General features: G+C 73.7%; 18 protein-coding genes. 9 read left to right on the top strand and 9 right to left on the bottom strand.

The annotated features are described in order from the left end of the window. Position 1: 1 nt before the first annotated feature. Genes ACZ7MY_RS17310 through ACZ7MY_RS17300 form a run of 3 tightly spaced genes read right to left on the bottom strand, consistent with a single transcriptional unit; the run spans position 2 to position 1,988 of the window. A complete protein-coding gene (locus ACZ7MY_RS17310; RefSeq protein WP_499602665.1) occupies positions 2 to 268 on the bottom strand; it encodes a DUF8847 domain-containing protein in 267 nt (88 codons plus the stop codon). A gap of 34 nt (positions 269 to 302) precedes the next feature. Further along, positions 303 to 1,055: a TetR/AcrR family transcriptional regulator gene (locus ACZ7MY_RS17305; RefSeq protein ID WP_499602664.1), complete on the bottom strand. Its 753-nt coding sequence runs from the start codon at positions 1,053 to 1,055 to the stop codon at positions 303 to 305. Between the two features lie 30 nt (positions 1,056 to 1,085). Then, entirely contained in the window at positions 1,086 to 1,988 is a 903-nt protein-coding gene (locus tag ACZ7MY_RS17300; protein WP_499602663.1) for an AurF N-oxygenase family protein, read from the bottom strand. A gap of 52 nt (positions 1,989 to 2,040) precedes the next feature. On the opposite strand from ACZ7MY_RS17300, the gene ACZ7MY_RS17295 reads away from it, so the two are divergent. Then, complete coding sequence (locus ACZ7MY_RS17295) at positions 2,041 to 3,123, top strand: ferritin-like domain-containing protein (protein WP_499602661.1); 1,083 nt, start codon at positions 2,041 to 2,043, stop codon at positions 3,121 to 3,123. 19 nt (positions 3,124 to 3,142) lie between these two features. Here ACZ7MY_RS17295 and ACZ7MY_RS17290 read toward each other — a convergent pair whose 3' ends face one another. Next, a complete protein-coding gene (locus tag ACZ7MY_RS17290) occupies positions 3,143 to 4,606 on the bottom strand; it encodes a penicillin-binding transpeptidase domain-containing protein (protein WP_499602658.1) in 1,464 nt (487 codons plus the stop codon). Continuing rightward, the gene (locus ACZ7MY_RS17285) at positions 4,603 to 6,030 is read right to left on the bottom strand and encodes an FtsW/RodA/SpoVE family cell cycle protein (RefSeq protein ID WP_499602656.1); all 1,428 of its coding nucleotides are present in this window, start codon (positions 6,028 to 6,030) and stop codon (positions 4,603 to 4,605) included. Before ACZ7MY_RS17285 ends, ACZ7MY_RS17290 begins: the two co-directional genes overlap by 4 nt. A gap of 87 nt (positions 6,031 to 6,117) precedes the next feature. Between ACZ7MY_RS17285 and ACZ7MY_RS17280 the strand changes: the two genes are divergently transcribed. The 3 genes from ACZ7MY_RS17280 to ACZ7MY_RS17270 all read left to right on the top strand — a co-directional run bounded on the left by ACZ7MY_RS17280 (position 6,118) and on the right by ACZ7MY_RS17270 (position 8,801). Then, complete coding sequence (locus tag ACZ7MY_RS17280) at positions 6,118 to 6,813, top strand: pentapeptide repeat-containing protein (protein ID WP_499602655.1); 696 nt, start codon at positions 6,118 to 6,120, stop codon at positions 6,811 to 6,813. A gap of 59 nt (positions 6,814 to 6,872) precedes the next feature. Continuing rightward, positions 6,873 to 7,460: a pyridoxamine 5'-phosphate oxidase family protein gene (locus ACZ7MY_RS17275; protein ID WP_499602652.1), complete on the top strand. Its 588-nt coding sequence runs from the start codon at positions 6,873 to 6,875 to the stop codon at positions 7,458 to 7,460. 135 nt (positions 7,461 to 7,595) lie between these two features. Then, positions 7,596 to 8,801: a transglycosylase family protein gene (locus ACZ7MY_RS17270; protein ID WP_499602650.1), complete on the top strand. Its 1,206-nt coding sequence runs from the start codon at positions 7,596 to 7,598 to the stop codon at positions 8,799 to 8,801. Between the two features lie 81 nt (positions 8,802 to 8,882). Here ACZ7MY_RS17270 and ACZ7MY_RS17265 read toward each other — a convergent pair whose 3' ends face one another. Together ACZ7MY_RS17265 and ACZ7MY_RS17260 are read right to left on the bottom strand one after the other, a co-directional pair. Then, the gene (locus ACZ7MY_RS17265) at positions 8,883 to 9,323 is read right to left on the bottom strand and encodes an SRPBCC family protein (protein WP_499602647.1); all 441 of its coding nucleotides are present in this window, start codon (positions 9,321 to 9,323) and stop codon (positions 8,883 to 8,885) included. 173 nt (positions 9,324 to 9,496) lie between these two features. Beyond that, complete coding sequence (locus ACZ7MY_RS17260; RefSeq protein ID WP_499602646.1) at positions 9,497 to 10,576, bottom strand: ATP-grasp domain-containing protein; 1,080 nt, start codon at positions 10,574 to 10,576, stop codon at positions 9,497 to 9,499. A 294-nt stretch (positions 10,577 to 10,870) separates the two neighbouring features. Between ACZ7MY_RS17260 and ACZ7MY_RS17255 the strand changes: the two genes are divergently transcribed. Continuing rightward, positions 10,871 to 11,857 carry an alpha/beta fold hydrolase gene (locus tag ACZ7MY_RS17255; RefSeq protein ID WP_499602644.1) on the top strand — a complete coding sequence of 329 codons (987 nt, stop codon included), beginning with the start codon at positions 10,871 to 10,873 and terminating at the stop codon, positions 11,855 to 11,857. 75 nt (positions 11,858 to 11,932) lie between these two features. Here the strand turns inward: ACZ7MY_RS17255 and ACZ7MY_RS17250 are convergent, their stop codons facing one another. Together ACZ7MY_RS17250 and ACZ7MY_RS17245 are read right to left on the bottom strand one after the other, a co-directional pair. Then, positions 11,933 to 13,471 carry an MFS transporter gene (locus ACZ7MY_RS17250; protein ID WP_499602642.1) on the bottom strand — a complete coding sequence of 513 codons (1,539 nt, stop codon included), beginning with the start codon at positions 13,469 to 13,471 and terminating at the stop codon, positions 11,933 to 11,935. Further along, entirely contained in the window at positions 13,468 to 13,875 is a 408-nt protein-coding gene (locus ACZ7MY_RS17245) for a DUF3291 domain-containing protein (RefSeq protein ID WP_499602641.1), read from the bottom strand. Before ACZ7MY_RS17245 ends, ACZ7MY_RS17250 begins: the two co-directional genes overlap by 4 nt. A gap of 411 nt (positions 13,876 to 14,286) precedes the next feature. On the opposite strand from ACZ7MY_RS17245, the gene ACZ7MY_RS17240 reads away from it, so the two are divergent. From ACZ7MY_RS17240 to ACZ7MY_RS17225, 4 genes are all read left to right on the top strand, one after another. Beyond that, on the top strand, positions 14,287 to 15,579 hold the full coding sequence (locus ACZ7MY_RS17240; RefSeq protein WP_499602638.1) for an NAD(P)/FAD-dependent oxidoreductase: 1,293 nt from the start codon (positions 14,287 to 14,289) through the stop codon (positions 15,577 to 15,579). 15 nt (positions 15,580 to 15,594) lie between these two features. Continuing rightward, positions 15,595 to 15,861 carry an acyl carrier protein gene (locus tag ACZ7MY_RS17235; RefSeq protein WP_499602637.1) on the top strand — a complete coding sequence of 89 codons (267 nt, stop codon included), beginning with the start codon at positions 15,595 to 15,597 and terminating at the stop codon, positions 15,859 to 15,861. Continuing rightward, positions 15,845 to 16,744 carry a thioesterase domain-containing protein gene (locus tag ACZ7MY_RS17230; RefSeq protein ID WP_499602635.1) on the top strand — a complete coding sequence of 300 codons (900 nt, stop codon included), beginning with the start codon at positions 15,845 to 15,847 and terminating at the stop codon, positions 16,742 to 16,744. The genes ACZ7MY_RS17235 and ACZ7MY_RS17230 overlap by 17 nt, the downstream gene beginning before the upstream one ends. Before the next feature lie 36 nt (positions 16,745 to 16,780). Continuing rightward, the coding region (locus tag ACZ7MY_RS17225) for a beta-ketoacyl synthase N-terminal-like domain-containing protein (protein ID WP_499602632.1) at positions 16,781 to 20,163 on the top strand (3,383 nt) is incomplete at its 3' end.

Raw genomic sequence — 20,163 nt, 5'->3', positions numbered from 1 at the left:
GTCACCCCCGCGGCTTCGACCAGGGCCAGCGAGGCCCCTCCGGCCGGTTCCCCTCCGGGTCGTAGACGAAGACCCAGCGCGTACGGCGCTGCGCGCGCGGGCCGGGACTGGGCTCGCGATGATAGACGTGCACCACCGGGGGTGCGCCGTCCTCCTGCGGCACCGGCACCTCGTACACCTTCGGGGGCTGCCCGGTGATGCCGGTCAGCACCCCCAGCACGCGGCCGTCCAGCGGCCCTCCGACGAATTCCGTGTCCTCATGCCTCACGGGGTCAGGGTAGGCCCTGTGGAGGGGGTCACGTTCAGGAAACGGCAGGTGGGAGCAGATGTGCGACTGCCTGGGCCAGCGGGGTCACCCGGCGGGCCAGGTCCCCGGCGGGGCTTCCGGCGCTCTCCCGCTCCAGCGCGGCCAGCGCGACCTCGGCGGTCTCCTGGTCGGTGGTGGAGCTGACCAGCAGCAGGGCGATGAAGTGGTCCACCAGCCACTGCCGCAGCTCCTGGGCGGGGGGCCGCTTGCCCTCGTCCAGCCAGGTCAGCGAGACGGCCTCGACGCTGGCGATCCAGGAGCGCACCATCATGGCCAGCCGCGGCCCCGGGTGCGGGGCGCCCAGGTGCATGAGGATCTGCTCGGCCGCGCCGCGCCGCACGCCGTCCACGATGGCGTCGGTCCGGCTGGTCTCGGCCACGCTGCCGCCGCGCAGCAGCGCGGAGTACGCCGCGTCGTGCTCGTCCACGTAGGCGAGGTAGCGGTCCAGCGCGTTGGACAGGCGCTGGGTCATCTCGCCCTCGGCGGGCTCGACGAAGCAGGTCCTCAGCTCCTCGGCGGCGTTGCGCATGGCGGCCTCGTACAGTTGCTGCTTCCCGCCCGGGAAGTAGCGGTAGACCAGGGGGCGGGAGACCCCCGCGGCCGCGGCCACGTCGTCGACCGAGACGTCCTCCGGCCTGCGGTGCCCGAAGAGGTCCACCGCGGCGGCGAGCAGCTGGGTGCGGCGCTGCTCGACGCTCAGCCGGCGGTAGGCGGGAGCGGCGGGCGCCGGCGTCGAACGGCCGTTCATGGACGCCAGCGTATCCGCCCGGGCGGTGTCCTAGCCGAGAAGCCCCGAGGTGCGCCACATGCGCCGTACGCCCGGGCCCTCGAACATGCCGATCTCGTCCAGGAAGTCCATGAGCTTCCGCGCGGCCTGCCGCATCACGTCCCGGCGGTGCGGGCTGGTGCGGGCCAGCTCGGCGGCGTACCGGGGATCCAGTCCCACCGAGGCGTACACCCGCGGGCTGATCAGCGACCGGGCGATCACCCGGGCGGCCTCCGCGGAGGAGACCCGGGTGAAGGCGAGCTCCCAGCGCGGCGCCGAGGCCATCTGCCGGCGCAGCTCATCACGGGCGTAGCGGATGTGCCGGGCCTCCTCCACCACGTGGATGCGGGTGACGCCGCGGGTCAGCGGCTGCACGCGCTCGTCCGGGAAGGTCAGCCGCTGCATCCAGTCGAGGATCTCCTCGGCGAGCAGGGTGCCGGTGAAGGAACCGGGCGTGGTGGAGACCGTCTTCAGCACCCGGCCGAGGTTGTGGTCCAGGCGGGAGGGCCGGTACACGGGCGTGCCGAGCCGGGTCACCAGCCGCGCGAACATCTTCGAGTGGCGGCACTCGTCGGCGATCTCGGTCAGCGCGTAGCGGACGTGCCCGCTGGTGGGGTCGAGGTCGTAGGAGTGCCGCAGTAGCAGCTGCATGAGGATGATCTCGAACCAGATGCCGATCGAGGCCAACGACGCCGCCTCGTGCCGGCTCAGTTCGATCCGCTGCTCCTCGGACATGTGCTTCCACAGCGGGGTGTCGTACAGGGAGACCAGTTCGGGGGGCCAGAACCAGGCGCCGTCCTCGAACGGGGCCTCCCAGTCGAGCTCGGTGTCGGGGTCGAAGGAGTGCTTCGCGGAGGCGTCGAGCAGCCGCTCCGCCACTTTCTCACGCGTTGCAAGAGGGGTGCCAGCGGTCATGCTCTTATGAGACTGTGTGTCAGCAAGCCCGTCAAGAGTCGAGGAGACGCCAATGCCGTCGCAGGACAACTTGTGGGAGATCCCGGCTTCCGGAGCCGCCCGCTTCTCCTGGGAGTACGACGACGGGCGCGACCGGCTGCTGGCCCTCTACCAGAAGGGCAAGGACAAGCAGTGGGACGCGGTCACCCGCATCGACTGGGACATCGAGGTCGACCCGTACGACCCGCTCGGCGTGCCGGACCAGAACATGACCGTGTACGGCACGTCCCACTGGGACAGGATGTCCGAGCGGAACAAGCGCGACATGCGCCGTGCCTACGCCTCCTGGCAGTTCAGCCAGTTCCTCCACGGGGAGCAGGGCGCGATGGTCTGCGCCGCCCGCATCGTGGAGTCGGTGCCCGACCTCGACGCCAAGTTCTACTCCGCGACCCAGACGATGGACGAGGCCCGGCACGCCGAGATCTACTCCCGCTTCCTGCGCGAGAAGGTCGGCATGGTCTACCCGGTCAACGACTCGCTGCAGGCGCTGCTCGGCGACACCCTGCGCGACTCCCGCTGGGACATGCCGTACCTGGGCATGCAGGTGCTCATCGAGGGCCTGGCGCTGGCCGCGTTCGGCATGCTCCGCGACACCACCGACAAGCCGCTGCCCAAGCAGATCCTCACCTACGTCATGCAGGACGAGGCCCGGCACGTCGCCTTCGGGCGGATGGCGCTGCGCGACCACTACAAGCAGCTGTCCGACGCCGAACTGCGCGAGCGCGAGGAGTTCGTCATCGAGGGCTGCTACCTCATGCGCGACCGGCTGCGCGGCGCCGAGGTGCTGGAGGACTTCGGCATCCCGCGGCAGGAGGCCGAGGAGCTGAGCGAGCGCTCCGAGTACCTGCAGCTCTTCCGCAAGCTGCTGTTCAGCCGCATCGTGCCGTGCGTGAAGGACATCGGGCTGTGGGGCGAGCGACTGCAGCGCGCCTACGTCGACATGGGCGTGCTGGAGATGGGCGACTCCGACCTCGACCTGCTGATGGCCCAGGACGAGGAGATCGCCGAGAAGCTCGACGCCGAGCGCTTCGCGAAGGAGGAGGGCGAGCGGGCCGCCGAGGTCGAGGAGGCCATCGCGCTGGGCGCCGAGGACTGACCGGGCCCGGGCGCGGGGGTCAGTCCCCCAGCACCGCGCGCATCACGGCGCGGGCGACCGGGGCCGCCTTGCCGCCGCCGCTGATGTCGGCGCGGTCCGCGGCGGCGTCCTCCACGACGACGGCCACGGCCACCTTCGCCGGGGCCCCGCGGCTCTCCTTCGCCCAGGAGATGAACCAGGCGAACGGGTTCCCGCGGTTGTCCTCGCCGTGCTGGGCCGTGCCCGTCTTGCCGCCCACCAGCACGCCCGGCAGGGCGGCGTTGCGGCCCGTGCCGTGCCGCACCACGGCGACCATCAGATCCTGCATCGTGAAGGCCACGGCCACGTCCATCACCTGCCGGTAGGCCCGGTTCCCGGTGACCTCCAGGGGGAGGCCGTCGGCGTCGGTCGTCCGGTCCACCAGGTGCGGGTACATCAGCGTGCCGTCGTTGGCGACGGCCGCGGCGACCATCGCCATCTGCAGCGGGGTCGCCCGGGTGTCGTACTGCCCGATCGACGACATCGCCAGCTGCGCCCGGTCCATGCGGCGGTCGAAGACGCTCACCGCGGGGCGCGACGGGACCCCGATGGAGGGGTCGTTGAAGCCGAAGGCCTCGGCCGTCTCGCGCATCGCCCGCAGCCCCACGTCGTCACCGAGCTTGCCGAAGACGGTGTTGCAGGAGACGACGTACGCGTACCGCAGCGGCGCGTCCTCGCAGCGGGAGGACGCCGACTCGTTCCGCAGCGACGTCGTGGAACCCGGCAGCGGGTAGGGGTCGGGGGAGTCGGTGGGCCGGTCGACGTCGGTGACCACCCCGGAGGCCAGCGCCGCCACCGCGGTCACCGTCTTGAAGGTCGAACCCGGCGGGTACGTCTGGCGCAACGCCCGGTTGAGCATCGGCTGGTCCTCGGCGGCGACCAGCGCGCGCCAGGCGCCGAGCGCCTCCGGGCCGGTCCCGGCGATCGTCGCCGGGTCGTACGAGGGCGTGCTGACCAGTGCCAGGATCCGGCCGGTCGCCGGGTCGAGGGCGGCCACCGCGCCCTTCTTCCCGGCCAGCGCCTTGTACGCGGCCTTCTGCGCGGCGGGGTCGATGGTGGTGCGGACGTCGCCCGGGCGCTGCGGCTGTCTGCTGATCGCGTTCCACAGCGGGAGCGCGGACAGGCCGGGGGAGGAGCCGGACAGCACCTCGTCCTCGGCGGCCTCCAGCAGGGCGGTGCCGTACGTCTGGGAGGAGAAGCCGGTCACCGGGGCGTAGAGCGGGCCGTCGGCGTAGGTGCGGACCCAGTCCAGCTGCGCGCCGGTGGAGCGGGAGCCGGTCACCGGCCGGCTGCCGACGAGGATGTCGCCGCGCGGCTGCCCGTAACGGTCGATCGGCACCCGCCGGTTGGCGGGGTTGCCGTCGTACGCCGGGGCCCGCACCACCTGGATCCGGAGGGCGTTCACCAGCAGGGCCACCAGGAGCAGCAGGCACAGTGCCGCGGCCCGGCGGGCGTACGTGATCACGCGGCGTCCGCCCGGCCCGCGTCCGCCCGGCCCTCGTCCGCCCGGCCCGCGGCGGTCGCGCCGGTGTCGGGACCGGGCAGCGGGCGGCGCGCGGTGTCGCTGAGCAGGATCAGCAGCGCGACGATCACCCAGTTGGTGACGACCGAGGAACCCCCCTGCGCGAGGAAGGGCATCGCCATCCCCGTCAGCGGGATCAGGTCCGTCACCCCGCCGGCGATCACGAAGACCTGCAGCGCGACGATCGAGGCCAGCCCCACGGCCAGCAGCCGGCCGAAGGGCTCGCGGACCGCCAGCCCCGCCCGGTGGCCCCGGGCCACCAGCAGCCCGTACAGCAGGAACAGCGCGGTCAGCCCGGTCAGCCCCAGTTCCTCGCCGGCCGTGGCCAGGATGAAGTCGGACTTGGCCGCGAAGCCGATGAGGATCGAGTGCCCCTCGCCCAGGCCCGCGCCGAGCAGCCCCCCGGCGGAGAAGGCGAACAGCGACTGCGCCAGCTGGCCCGGCCCCCGGCCCTCCTCGATGCCGGCGAAGGGGTGGAGCCAGTCCGCGACCCGGGAGTGGACGTGCGGTTCGAGGGAGCCGACGAGGAAGGCGCCGGCCGCCGACAGCAGCAGCCCGATCGCGATCCAGCCGGTGCGGCCGGAGGCGACGTAGAGCAGGATCACGAAGAGGCCGAAGAACAACAGCGAGGTCCCCAGGTCGCGTTCCACCACCAGCACGCCGAGGCTGATCGTCCAGACCGCCAGCACCGGGCCGAGCACCCGGCCGGGCGGCAGCTGCAGCCGGCGGAACCCCCGGACCCTCCGTCCGGCGTGGGCGAGCGCGGCGCGGTTGTCGGCCAGGTACGCCGCGAAGAACACCGCCAGCAGCACCTTCGCGAACTCGCCCGGCTGGAAGGAGAAGCCCGCGACCCGGATCCAGATCCGCGCGCCGTTCACGGCGGGGAAGAGGCTCGGCACGATCATCAGCACCAGGGCCGCCGCGACACCGAGGTAGGCGTACCGGGCCAGGGTGCGGTAGTCGCGCAGCAGCAGGACGACCGCGGTGAACAGGGCCACGCCCAACCCCGACCAGATCAGCTGGGCCGGGGCGGCGTCGTCGGGGGTCTCCAGGTCGAGGCGGTAGATCAGGACCAGGCCGAGGCCGTTGAGCAGCACCCCGATCGGCAGCAGCAGCGGATCGGCGTACGGGGCGCGCAGGCGCACCGCCAGGTGGGCCACCAGCGCCAGGCCGCCGAGCGCCGCGCCGTAGCCGGCGGCGCCCTGCGGCACGGCGCCGTCGTGCGCCAGGCCCACGGCGCAGTAGCCGTACACCGGGATCAGCACCGCGCCGACCAGCAGCGCCAGCTCGACGCCCCGGCGCCGGGGCAGCCGGACGGCGGGCACGGCGACGGCCGGCGACGAGGTCCCGGGGGCGGGGGCGGTCATGGGACGCAACGTAGCAAGACATCACGGACAAATCGCTCATATTCATGAAGGGTGGCGTTGTCACAGGGGGCCACTAGCGTGGCCGCCATGACCTTCAAGGCACCGCAGTCCCTGTCCGAGCTGCCGTACGCGGAGGTGCTGGAGCCCTTCGGCGAGTCCGCGCTGGGCGTCGAGGAGCGCTACGACACCGTCCACTTCGACGGCCTCGTCCTCGGCGAACAGGAGGCCGGTGGCGCCGTCTTCCTGGAGTGCGCGGTCACCGACACCGTCCTGGAGGGCGGCAGCCTGCGGCGGGCGCGCTTCAACGAGGTCTGGCTCCAGGGTGCCCGGTTCGTCGGCACCTCGGCCGCCGAGACGAACTGGACGGACGTCACCGCCGACTCCTGCGTGCTCGCCGGGGTCGAGGCCTTCGGCGCGGTGCTGCGGCGGGTGGTCTTCCGGCGCTGCAAGTTCGACTCCGTCAACCTGCGTGCCGCCCGGCTGCACGAGGTCGTCTTCGAGGACTGCGTGCTGCGCGACGTCGACCTCGGCGGAGCCCGGCTGAAGGACGTGTCCTTCCCCGGCACCGCCCTGGAGCGCCTGCGCATCGGCCGTGCCGAGCTCGACGCCGTCGACCTGCGCGGCGCCACCCGCCTCGACCTCGCCGACGGCCACGACTCGCTGCGCGGCGCCGTCATCGGCAGCGCCCAGCTGCTCGACCTCGCCCCGGCGCTCGCCGAGGCGCTGGGCATCGTCGTCCGCGACGGCGAGGACGACCGCCCGCGCCCTCCCCGGCGGCGCTGACCCGCCCGCGGCCGGAAAGGTGCGGCGCGCGCCGCACCCGCGACCGGAGAATCGCAGGCATGGGAAAGACGTACGAACGCATCGACGGGCGCCTGCGCGCCTTCATCGAGGAGCAGAAGGTCTTCTTCACCGCCACCGCGCCCCTGTCCGGCGACGGGCACGTCAACGTGTCGCCCAAGGGCCTCGACGGTTCCTCCGCCCTCGTCGACGACCACACCTTCGCCTACGCCGACCTCGGCGGCAGCGGCGCCGAGACCATCGCCCACCTGCGGGAGAACGGCCGCATCACCCTGATGTGGTGCGCCTTCACCGGACCGCCCACCATCGTGCGGGTGCACGGGCGCGGCGAGCCCGTCTTCCGCGACGACCCGCGCTGGGACGGCCTCCTGCCGTACTTCTCCGACGACATCCGCAAGCGGACCGACCTGCGCGCCGTGATCGTCGTCACCGCCGAACGCATCAGCGACAGCTGCGGGTTCGCCGTCCCCTACCTGGACTTCCGGGAGGAACGGCCGCTGCACACCCAGCGCTTCGCCCGTGAGACCGAGGAGTCCTTCGGCGACTACTGCGCGGCCAAGCCCTACGTCGAGGTCAGCCTCGACGGCCTGCCGGGGCTGCCGCTCCCGCTGCCGCCGCGTACCTCCTGAGGCGGCGCGCCCGCCTCAACCCGGTTCCGGAGCGCGCGGTTTGGGACGACAGAGTCTCAAAAGCACCCTTGCGGCGACAAGATCCTTCTGTCGTACTTGTACGGCCGTGTGTCCGGAACCGAGAGGTGGTCCCCCATGCCCGTACGGTCCGTGCGCGGTCGCCACCGCAGACCCCAGCCGCCGAGCCGGCTCTCGCCGGTGTCGGTCGCCGTCACCGCCGCCTCCGGCGCGGGGCTCGCGCTGCCGTTCATCGCCGCCCCGGGGGCGGGCGCGGCCACGGCCGGGACGTGGGACAAGGTCGCCGCGTGCGAGAGCAGCGGCAAGTGGCACATCAACACGGGCAACGGCTACTACGGCGGGCTGCAGTTCGCGCAGTCGACGTGGAAGGCGTACGGCGGTGCGAAGTTCGCCGCGCGGGCCGACCTGGCGACGAGGTCCGAGCAGATAGCGGTGGCCGAACGCGTCCTGGACGGTCAGGGCCCCGGGGCGTGGCCGGTGTGCTCGCAGCGGGCCGGGCTCTCCCGGGACGAGCCCCGGCGTGAGGCGGCGGCCCCCGCGAAGAGGGCCGAGGGGAAGCAGCCCGGGGGGAAGCACGGCAAGGGGGCCGCGAAGGAGGACGACCGGCGGGAGAAGCCGGGGACGGACCGTCGTCCCGCGGGCCGGGGCTCCTACACCGTCGTCGGCGGGGACACGCTCTCCGGCATCGCGGACGAGCAGGACGTCAGCGGCGGCTGGCAGCGGCTGTACGACGTGAACCGCCGGGTCGTCGGCGCCGACCCCGACCTGATCCTCCCCGGGCAGCAACTCTCCGTGCCCCGCGGCCCGAAGGCAGCCAAGGCCGCGAAGCCCGCCAAGGCTTCCAAGCCCGCGAAGACCACGAAGCCCGCGAAGAGCACGAAGCCCGCGGAGCGGCGCGCCGCGCCCGCCTCGGCCGCGCAGGCCTTCGTCGCGCCGGTCAGCGGTGGGCTCGGCACCCCGTACCACCGCAGCGGAGCCCACTGGGCCAGCGGTTACCACACCGGCCAGGACTTCACCGTGCCCACCGGCACCTCCGTCAAGGCGGTCGCCGCGGGGACCGTCGTCGAGGCCGGCTGGGGCGGGGCCTACGGCTACCAGGTGGTCATCCGGCACCACGACGGCATGTACACCCAGTACGGCCACCTGTCCTCGCTGACCGTGCGCGCCGGCCAGTCCGTGGCCGCCGGCCGTCAGGTCGGCCGCTCGGGCTCCACGGGCAACACCACCGGCCCGCACCTGCACTTCGAGGTCCGCAGCGGCGAGGGGTACGGCTCCGACGTCGATCCGGTCGCCTACCTGCGCCGGCACGGCGTGCGGCTGTGAGGGGGCCGGTCGTCGCGGTCCGCACGGCCCCGGTGGGGCCGCACGGACCGGGCGTGGTGCGCGGGCGCGCGGGGGTGCCGTCTAGTGCTCGCGCTCGACGAGGTCCTTGAAGCGTTCGAGGTCGTCACGGACCGTGCGCTCGATCGCGCTGACCTGGGCGAAGCCCTTCGGGCCGCCGAAGGCGTCGTGGATCTCGGCGGGGTCGTACTCCATGCGGACCTGGACGCGGCTGTGCTGCTCGTCGATCGGGAGGACCGAGCACGTTCCGGTGATCTCGGCACCGCCGCTGGTGCGCCAGGTCATCTCACGGGTGTCGCTCCGGGCCTTGGTGCGGTCGGAGAACTCCGCGTCGAGCGAGTCGCCGGTCGTTCCCGACACGCCGAGCCGGGCCTTGCCGTCCCCGGCCGCGCTCGCCTCCCGGACGCCCCCGACGAACTGCGGGTAGTCCTCCAGGCGGTGCAAGTGCCGCCACGCCACCTCGGTCGGAACGTTCAGGTCGATCTGCTCTTCGAGTCTGCTCATGAGCCGCCACCTCCTTCCTCCCTCCAGCCTGCCCCCTGCCCCCGGCTCACGCCACGCTGACCTCCGGGACCTCCGGGACCCCCGTGACCGCTTCCGTCACGGTCGGCACGGTGTCCGGGCGGCGAGCGCGGGCGCGCCGGGGACGGGAGCCGGGGCGGGCGCCCCGCCCCCGATCACGCCACGCTGACCTCCGGGACGTCGGGGAACCCGGGGACCCCGGAGACCCCGGGGAGACCGGGGACGTCCGCGACGCCGGGGACCACCGGGACCTCGGTGACCGCCTCCGTCACGGCGACCCGGCCGCCGAGCCGGGGAGCGGTGCGGAGCCCGGCGTCGCCCTGGGTGAGCAGGCGGACGGCCGCCCAGGGCAGGTTCACCCCGGTGAAGGCGGTCTGGAAGATCCCCGCGGAGGGCCGGGGGTTGGCCTCCAGGAGGACGGGCTCGCCGTGGCGGTGGCGCAGCTGCACATTGGAGAGGTAGGCGAGGCCGAAGTGACCGACGAGACGCCGCGCGATCTCCGTGATCCCCGGGTCGTCCAGCAGCAGCCGGTAGCGGCCCTCCTTGGCCCGGGGGATCGCGGCGAGCAGCTGCCCGCCGGGGGCGGACAGGCAGTCGACGCTGACCTCGGGGCCCTCCAGGTACGGCATGACGATCATGCGCGGGACGTGCTCGCCCTCGTCCGCGGCCCGTTTCATCGCCTGGGCGACCGCCTCGACCGAGGCCATGGGGCGGGCGGGGGCGAGCAGGTCGCGGATGACCATCGGCCGGTCCTCCAGGATGCGGAAGCCGAAGGCCGAGTACTCGCCGGCGGGCTTGATGCAGAGGGTCTCGCCGGTGGCCGCCAGCTCGTCCACCGCGGCCCGCAAGCCGTCGGCGTCCCTCACCACCCGCCACGGTGGCACCGGGATGCCGGCGGCGAGCGCCTCCTCGTACGTACGGCTCTTGCTGGTCAGCACCTTGACCGAGGCGGGCGGCGAGCACATCAGCCGGGTGCCCGCGGCGGCGAAGTCGTCGGCCCGCCCGGCGAGGGCGGCGAGCCGGCGCGGTGGCACGAGGACGTCGATCCCGTGCCGGCGGCAGAAGTCGAGGGCGAAGTCGGCGTAGGCGTCGTCGCCGACGTGACGGGGTTCCAGCTCGGCCACGTCGCACGCGGCCAGGGCGGGTGCCGAAGGGTCGACGTTGGTCCCGTAGACGCGGACGTCCACGGAGTCTGGGTTGCCGCGCAGCATCCGCATCACCTGGGTGGTGGCCACCCCCGCGCTGCTGAGCCATATTCGAAGGGCTATCGGACGTCTCCCCTCATGCATGGGAGGCGGCAGGAAGGCATGCGGAACGCACGTCTTCCGGCCGTCCGGGATCTTGTGTGAGGCGGATCATATCCGTGTTCGATGACGCCGGTGTTTCACGTCCGCGGAGCGCAGGGGAAGAGCGGACGTCCCGCCGTCACCCGTCCGTCACTCGTCCGTCCCCCGGGAACGAGCGGGACGGGCGCGGCGGGCCAAGGCTGGGAGACGACAGCAGCACCTCCGGCCGGAAGAGAGAACAGCATGGCTGGGCCGTCCTCCTCCCCCGTTCCGCTGAACCGGCGTCACATGGCGCGCGCGGGCGCGCTCGTCGCGGCGCTCGCCTCGACGGCGTTCGCCGCCGGTCCCGCCCTCGCCTCGTCGGTCGCCGACGGCTCCGCCGGCGGGGCCCGGCCGACGGTGGTGCTGGTGCACGGCGCCTTCGCCGACGCGTCCAGCTGGAGCCCGGTCGTCGAGCGCCTGGAGAGCGCCGGTTACGAGGTCGTCGCCCCCGCGAACCCGCTGCGCGGGCTGACCGGCGACTCCACCTACACGGCCAGTGTGCTGAAGGACATCGACGGCCCCGTCGTGCTCGTCGGCCACTCCTACGGCGGCGCGGTGATCAGCGCCGCCGCGGCGGGCAACCGGAACGTCAGGGCGCTGGTCTACGTCGCCGCCTTCATGCCTGACACGGGGGAGACCCTGGGCGGGCTGTCGGCCCGGTTCGCCCCGAGCGAGCTCGCCTCGGCGCAGCGTTCCGTGCCGTACCGGGACGGCACGGGCAGCGGCACCGACATCTACATCCGCGACTCCCTCTTCCGGAAGGTCTTCGCCGCAGACCTGCCCGCGGCGCGGACCCGGCTGATGGCCGCCGAGCAACGGCCCGTCGCGCTGCGGGCGTTCACCGACAAGGCGCCGGGCGCGGCCTGGCGGACCGTCCCCTCCTGGGCGCTGGTCGCCACCGCTGACCACGCCATCAACCCGGCACTGGAACGCTTCGGGGCCAGGCGGGCGGGGTCGCACACCGTCGAGGTCGACTCCTCGCACGTCGCGATGCTCTCCCACCCCGACGCCGTCGTGCGGATGATCCGCGAGGCCGCCGACAGCACCGCCGCCGGTTCCGCGGAGCGCCCCGCGCTCGCCGACACCGGCCCGCGGGACAGGGTCCTCACCGGCGTGGGCGGCGTGGCGAGCCTGGCCCTCGTGGCCGGCGCGGTCCTCGTCGCGGCGGTGCGCCGCAACCGCCGCTGAACGGCGGCGCGGTGGGGGCAGCCGCCCCCACCGCGCCGCCCCGGCCCGGCACCCGAGTCCCGCGTGCCTGCCGGGCTACGCCGCGGCCGGCTTGCGGGCCAGGAACACCGCGGCCAGCACGGCCGCCACGAAGGACACCCCGGCGACGACCAGAAGACCGGTGTGGATGCCCACCGTGAAGGACGCGCCGATCGCCTCCGTCACCGCGGGCGTCGAGCGGCCGCTGCCGCTCCCGCCGCTGCGCGCCACCTCCACGACCGCCCCGGCGACCGGCGGCGGCACATGGGCGGCCGTCAGCCGCTCCGGCAGCGCGCCGATGAACCTGACCGCCAGGACGGCGCCGAGCACCGAGGTCGCCAGCACCGAACCGATCTGCCGGAACGCGGTGACGGCGTTCGACGCGGCACCCATCTGCTCGGGCCGCACCACCGCGAACGCGGCCGCCGTCGACGGTGCGACGACCAGCCCGCTGCCCAGCCCGACCAGGGCCAGCCCCACCGCCGTGACCGCGTACGGGCTGTCCGGCTGCTGCCGCACCAGCACCACGGCGGCGGCGGCCGTCACCAGCGAACCCGCGGCCAGCAGACGGGCCGCGCCGACCCGCCCGGCGATCCGCTGCGCGGCCAGCGTGGACAGCACGAAGAACACCATCGCGGGCAGCAGCCGCACGCCCGTGGCCATCGGCGCGACCTCCTGCACCCGCTGCAGGAACAGCACTTGCAGGAAGATGACCCCGACGAACGCGAACAGCGCCGCCGCGGCCACCACCAGCGCCGCCGACACCCGCACCGAGCTCATCATGCGCACGTCCAGCATCGGCATCGCCGTACGCCGCTCCACCAGCACCAGCGCGACCAGCGACACGACGGCCACCGCCAGCGCCGTCACCACCACCGGGTCGTCGTAGCCAGTCCGGCCGCCGACCGCGATCCCGTACACCAGCGTGCCCAGGCCCAGCACGGACAGGCCCTGGCCGGGCAGGTCCAGCGGACGGTCGGGCACCTTCGACTCGCCCACCGCGTACAGCGCGACGGCGACCGTGACCACCGCGAGCGGGGTGTTGACCAGGTAGACCGCGGGCCAGTCGAAGCGGTCGAGCAACGCGCCGCCGAGCAGCGGCCCGACGGCCAGGCCGAGCCCGGACACCGACACCCACACCGTGATGTAGCGCAGCATGCGCGGCAGGTCGACGAAGAAGGTCGTCGTGATGATCGCCAGCGAGGTGGGCAGCACCAGCGCCCCGCCGATCCCGCTGACCGCCCGCCCCACCAGCACCTGCGGGTAGCCGCCGGCGGTGGCCACGACCAGTGAGCCGGCCGCCAGCGCGACCACGCCGGCCACGAACACCCTCCGCCGCCCGTAGCGTTCGCCGAGCGCGCCGCCCGACAGCACGCACGCGGCGACCACCAGGGTGTAGGTGCTGGACACCCAGCTCAGGTCGGCCGGCGCGACGTGCATGTCGACCTGCAGGGCGCGCAGCGTCGAGATCGCCGCCGTCACCTCGATGAACGACATGAACAGCCCGAGGCACGCGGCGAGCAGCACCAGCCGGCCGCGCGGCACCACCGGCTTCTGCGGTGCCTGCGCGGACGCCGCGCCCGCCACGGTGCTCACTTGGCCCGCTCCTTCTCGGCCAGACGCCGGGTGGCGTCGTCCCAGGCCACGGGCAGCCCGTCACGGGCGGTGGGGTAGAAGACGAACACCGAGCGGTCCATCACCTTGCGCAGCCGCGCCACGATCCGCGCGTGCGGGTCGGTGCGGGCGAAGGCGTCCAGCGCCTCCTGGTCCCGCCACGCCGACAGCGTCCAGAACGTCCGCTTCAGCGGCTCCGCGCGCAGCGAGGCGCCGTACACACCCGGCGCGGACCGCACCTGCTTCCACACCACCAGCGACAGCAGGAAGAAACGCGGCACGCTCAGCAGCGACTTCACTTGGAGCTTGGAGGCCATGACCACGGCCTCGCCCGAGCCGGCGGACTCCTCGGCGGCGGCCCCGGGCATCCAGGGAATGGTGGGCATGGCGGCTCTCTCCTCTTCGGTACGGGTGCGCGGTCCACCGCGCCGTCGCGGCGGGAACTCCCGCCACCCACATGAGTCCCTCCCGTGAGCCTTCCGGACACCTCCGGGACGCCGATCGGCCCGTCCGCGCGGCAGTTGGCCTGTTCGCGCCCCCGGTGCCCGCCGGCCACCGATCCGGACACCCGGGACGGGCCGTATCGGCGGCCCCGATGGGCCGGAAACCGTCGGTGATGCGGTGTTTGACCCTCCGCCCCGCGCCGCCCTACGTTCCCTGTGCGCCGCCCGCCGCGCCGATCCGCGCGGGACACGGACGACTTCACGCCTTCAGAGGTCCCAGCCCTCTGCGCTCCAGCCGCCGTCGCCCAACGCGACCGGTTCCTGAGAACTGCTCGAGCCGAGGGGCCGCCTGCCATGACCACCCGTGTCGCTGTCGTCGGAGCCGGCATATCCGGTCTGTCCGCCGCGTACCACCTGCCCGACGACGTCGAAGTCACCGTCTACGAGAAGGAGGACCGCCCCGGCGGCCACGCCCTCACCGTCGAGGTGGAGGAGGACGGCCGCACCATCGGGATCGACACCGCCTTCGTGGTCTTCAACTCCCGGACGTACCCGCAGCTGACCGCCTTCTTCCAGGAGCTCGGGGCCACCGCCCTGGACCACACCGGCGGCTTCGACTTCTTCGACCTCGACCGCGGACTCGACTACGGCACCGCCGAGTTCGAGCTCACCGAGGAGGAGATCGCGCGGCGCTACCCCGCGGACTTCCTGCCCCTGTGGCGGGACGCCGAGCGCTTCCACCGCGAGGCCCCCCGCGACTTCCTGCGCAAGCGCACCGACATGGCCCTCGGCGAGTACCTGGACCGGGGCGGCTACTCCGAGGCCTTCAAGTACGGCTACGTGGTGCTGCTGGCCACCGCCGTCTGGTCGGTGCCGGCGGAACTGATCTGGGAGATGCCGGCGACCACCGTCATCGCCTTCTTCATGTCGCACGACCCGGGCGGCCTCGGCGGCCGCTCGGTGGCGTGGAAGACCGTCTCCGGCGGCAGCGTCGAGTACGTCCGCCGGGTCGTCGCCGCGATCAACGGCAAGGTCCGCACCGGCAGCCCGGTCACCCGGGTCCGCGAGGAGCCCGGCCCGGACGGCGGCGTCGTCATCGGCACCGCCGCCGGCGAGGAGCGCTACGACTACGCGGTGCTCGCCTCGCACGCCGACCAGACCCTGGCCGTGCTGGAGCAGCCCACCGCCGCGCAGGCCGGCGTCCTCGGCAAGGTCCGCTACAGCGCCACCCGGGCCGTGCTGCACACCGACCCGTCCGGCATGCCGCCGGACCGCTCCCGCTGGCAGAGCTGGAACTACGGCCTGAAGACCGTCGACGGCCGCACCCGCACCTGGGTCGCGTACCACATGAACTCCCTGCAGGGCTTCACCGCCCGCGAGGACTACTTCGTCACCCTCGACTGCCCGGTCGTCCCCCGCGACGAACTGGTCATCCGCGAGCTGCCGTTCACCCACCCGGTGATCGACCTGGACGTGCGCTCCATGCAGCGCACCATCTACGCCGTCAACGACACCGGCCGGATCAAGCTCGCCGGCTCGTACTTCCACTCGCCCAAGATCGGCCACGACCTGATCGGCTCCCACGAGGCCGGGTACGTCTCCGGGCTCAAGGCCGCCGAGTCCATCGCCCGCGACATCAAGAAGTGAAGTGAGGGAATCCCCATGCAGCGTGTCACCGCCGAGGAAGCGCAGGCCTGGCTGGTCGAGAAGCTCGCGGTCCGGCTGGAGGTCGAGCCGTCCCAGATCGACGTCGACCGCTACTTCGACGAGTTCGACCTCGACTCCACCGAGGCGCTGATCCTCGCCGGCGAACTGGAGAAGTGGCTCGGCTTCGAGCTGGAGGCGACCGCGCTCTGGTACCACCCCACCATCGCCGCGCTGTCGGAGCACATCGCCGAGGAGAACGCCCGCCATGTCGCAGCGGCCTGACCGCACCGCCGCCCGCCCGGCGCCCCGCCCGGTCCTCACGCCGCTGCGCGAGCCGGCCGGCGGGGCGGCCCGCCGGCTCTACGCCGTCCACCCGGGCGCGCTGGCGCCCACCGCGTGGCAGCCGCTCGCCGAACGGCTGCCCGAGGACACCGCGCTGTCCCTGCTCGACCTCGGCAACGTCCCGGAGTTCTTCGCCGCCGCCCTCGACCCGGACGCCTGCGGGGTCACCGTCGCCGGCCTCGCCGAACGCTGCCTCGCGGAGATCACCGCCTCGGCCCCCGCGGACACGCCGTTCTCGCTGGTCGGCTGGTCCTTCGGCGGGGTCGTCGGCTACGAGGTCGCCGCCCGGCTCGACGCCGCGGGACACGGCGCCCGGCTGGAGGAGCTCGTCCTCCTCGACAGCATCGCGCCCGTCCCCGCCTTCAAGCGCGCCGACGAGCTCCTGGACCCGGCGATGCTGCTCGACTGGTTCGCCATGTACCTCGGCGCCAAGCGCGGCCGCCCCCTCGTCCTGAGCGTCCCGCCGGTCGCCGGCACCGACGAGGGCCTGCCCGCGCTGCTGGCCGCGGCCACCGCCCAGGGCGTCCTGCCCCCCGGCACCGAACTCGCCGGGCTGCGCAAGCTCTACGCCGCCTACCACGGCGGTCTGCTGCGCAACAACCGCTGCACCGCACCGTACGAACCCGCTCCGCTCGACCGCACGGTCACCCTCGTCAAGCCGGAGCGCTCCCTGCTCCCGGACCGCGGTGACCTCGGCTGGAGCAGGCTCAGCACCCGCCCCGTGCGGCGGCTGGGCGTCCCCGGCGACCACTACACGATGCTCCGGGAGCCCACCGCCGTCGCCGTGCTCGCCGGACTGCTGGCCGCCCCGGCCGTCGCCTGAGCACTCGTGGATCCGCGCCCCCGCCACCCGGCGCCCATGACCGAGAGGACCGTCGTGCATCACTCACGTCTGGCCGAGACACCGATCGCCATCGTCGGGTTGGCCGGCCTGTTCCCCAAGTCGCGCGACCTGCGCGAGTTCTGGCACAACATCGTGGACGCCCGCGACTGCATCGAGGACGTCCCCGCGAGCCACTGGAACCCCGACGACCACTACGACCCGGACCCCGCCGCCGAGGACAAGACCTACGCCCGGCGCGGCGGGTTCCTGCCGGAGGTCGCCTTCAACCCCATGGAGTTCGGCCTGCCCCCGAACACCCTGGAGGTCACCGACATCCTCCAGCTGCTCTCGCTGACCGTCGCCCGTGACGTGCTGCGCGACGCGGGCACGGAGGGCGCGGACTGGTACGACGCGAGCCGGACCGGCGTGATCCTCGGCGTCACCGGCGCCAACTCCCTCACCCAGCCGCTCTCCGCGCGCCTGCAGACGCCCGTGCTCAAGGAGGTCGTGCGCAGTACCGGACTGAGCGAGGCCGACGCCGAGGAGATCGCCCGCCGTTTCAAGAAGGCCTACGTCCCGTGGGAGGAGAACTCCTTCCCCGGCATGCTCGGCAACGTCGTCGCCGGGCGCATCGCCAACCGCTTCGACCTGGGCGGCACCAACTGCACCGTCGACGCCGCCTGCGCCAGCTCGCTGGCCGCCGTCAAGCTCGCCGTCAGCGAGCTGATCGAGGGCCGCGCCGACCTGATGCTCACCGGCGGCTGCGACGCCGAGAACACCATCCTCATGTACATGTGCTTCAGCAAGACCCCGGCGTTCTCGAAGAGCCAGGTCATCAAGCCCTTCGACGAGTCCGCCGACGGCACGCTGATCGGCGAGGGCATCGGCATGCTCGCCCTCAAGCGGCTCGCCGACGCCGAGCGCGACGGCGACCGCGTCTACGCCGTGCTCCGCGGCATCGGCACCTCCAGCGACGGCCGCTTCAAGTCCATCTACGCGCCGCGCGCCGAGGGCCAGCAGCTCGCGCTGCGCCGCGCCTACGAGGACGCCGCCGTGCCCGCCGGCTCCGTCGAGCTCTTCGAGGCCCACGGCACCGGCACGGCGGTCGGCGACCACACCGAGCTGTCCGCCCTCGGGTCCTTCGTCGGCGACCAGCCGGGCTCCGGCGAGCTCGGCTACGCCGCCATCGGCAGCGTCAAGTCCCAGATCGGGCACACCAAGGCCGCCGCGGGCGCGGCCGGCCTCATCAAGCTGGCGCTCTCCCTGCACCAGAAGGTGCTGCCGCCCACCATCAACGTCGACCGGCCCAGCGAGGCCGTCGACCCGGCGCGCACCCCCTTCTACGTCAGCCCCCAGGCCCGCCCCTGGATCCTGGACCCCGCCCGCGACAAGCGGCGCGCCGCGGTCTCCTCCTTCGGCTTCGGCGGCACCAACTTCCACATGGTGCTGGAGGAGCACGACCCCGCCGCCGCCCGCACCGTGCTCGGCCCGGTGGCCCGCACCGGCCTGTGGCACGCCGCCGACCCCGAGGCGCTCGCCCGCCGCCTGGAGCAGGGCGCCGCCCCCGACCCGGCCGGCTGGATACCCGCGGGCGACGCGCGGCTCGGCATCGTCGCCCGCGACGACGCCGGCTTCGAGGAACTGCGGGCCGCCGCGGTGGAGCTGCTGCGCGCCAAGCCCGACGCGTCCTCCTGGCAGCACCCCAAGGGCATCACCTACCGCCGCGCCGGCCTCCCGTCCGGGACGAAGACGGCCGCCGTCTTCGCCGGGCAGGGCAGCCAGTACGTCGGCATGGGCCGCCGGGCCGCCCTCGCCCTGCCGCCCGTCCTCGCCGCCTACGACAGGGCCAACCGCATCAGCACCGGCCCGGAGACCCTCGGCCGGGTCGTCTTCCCGCCGCCCGCGTTCGACGACGCCACGCGTGCGGTCCAGGAGGGGGCACTGCGCCGCACCGAGTTCGCGCAGCCCGCCATCGGGGCCCTGTCCGCGGGGCAGTTCGCCTGGTTCCGCGAGCTGGGCTTCGCCCCCGACGGCGCCGTCGGCCACTCCTTCGGCGAGCTCACCGCGCTGTGGGCGGCCGGCGCCCTCGACGACGACGGCTTCGCCGAACTGGCCCGCGCCCGCGGGCTGGCCATGGCCCCGCCGAGTGCGGCCGCCGCGGACTTCGACCCGGGCGCCATGGCCGCCATACGCGCCGAACTCGGCGAGGTGCAGGGGCTCGTCGCCACCTACCGCAGCGTCGCCATCTGCAACGTCAACGCCCCCGGCCAGATCGTCGTGGGCGGCCCCACCGCCGAGGTCGACCGCCTCGTCGCCGACGTCGCCGCCCGCCGGATCCCGGCCAAGCGGCTGCCGGTCTCCGCCGCCTTCCACACCCGCTTCGTCGCCCACGCCGCCGACGCCTTCCGCGCGGCCGTCGACCGCGTCGGCCTCGGCACGCCGCGCATCCCCGTCTACGCCAACACGCCGGGCGCGGCCTACGGCACCGACGCGGACGCCAACCGCGCCACGCTCGTCGAGCAGCTGCTGCAGCCCGTCGCGTTCCAGACCCGCATCGAGGAGATGTACGCGGACGGCTACCGCGTCTTCGTGGAGTTCGGGCCCAAGCGCGTGCTGTCCGACCTCGTCGACCGCATCCTCGACGGGCGCGGCGACGTGGTCACCGTCGCGGTCGACGGCGGGCCCAGCAAGGACGGCGAGGTCTCGCTGAAGCGGGCCGCCGTCGAACTGGCCGTCCTGGGCCTCCCGGTCACCGGCATCGACGACCACGCCGAGCCGCTCCCGGAGGCACCCGTGCGCAAGGGCCTCACGATCCCGCTGCGGGGCGTCAACTACGTCTCCGACGCCCGGCGCGAGGCGTACGCGAAGGCCCTGGCGGAGCCCGTGGTCACGCTCGCGGCGCAGGCCCCAGTGCCGGTGCCGGTGGCGGTGCCGGTGGCGGTGCCGGTGGCGGCTGTGGAGGCGGCCCCGTCCGACGCCCTCGGCGACCTCGTCCGCGAGGGGCTGGGGCTCCAGGCCGAGATCCTCGACGCCCACGTCACCACCGTCCGCGAGGCGATCACCTCCCTGGAGCGGACCGTCCGTGCGGGCGGTCACCCCGACACGGACGCCGCCCTGCGGCTCATCGAGCAGCACGGCAGCTCCATCACGGCCGCCCACGAGCGTGCGACCCGCCTGCTGATCGACGCCCTCCGCGGTGACGACGCACCCCCGCCGGCCGCCGCGCCGGTGCCCGCCGCCGAGCCCGCGGAGGCCGCGGAGGCCGTCGAGCCCGCCGAGCCCGTGGAGGTCGCGGAGGTCGCCGCGGAGGTTCCCGCTCCTGCGCCTGCGTCCGCGGTTCCCGCCGTGAGTGGCGCGGTGCTGGATGCGTTGCTTGAGGTGGTGGCGGAGAAGACGGGTTATCCGGCGGAGATGTTGGA

The organism is Streptomyces sp. NPDC111520 (genome assembly GCF_055635295.1).
This window is presented reverse-complemented; position numbering and strand designations above follow the sequence as displayed.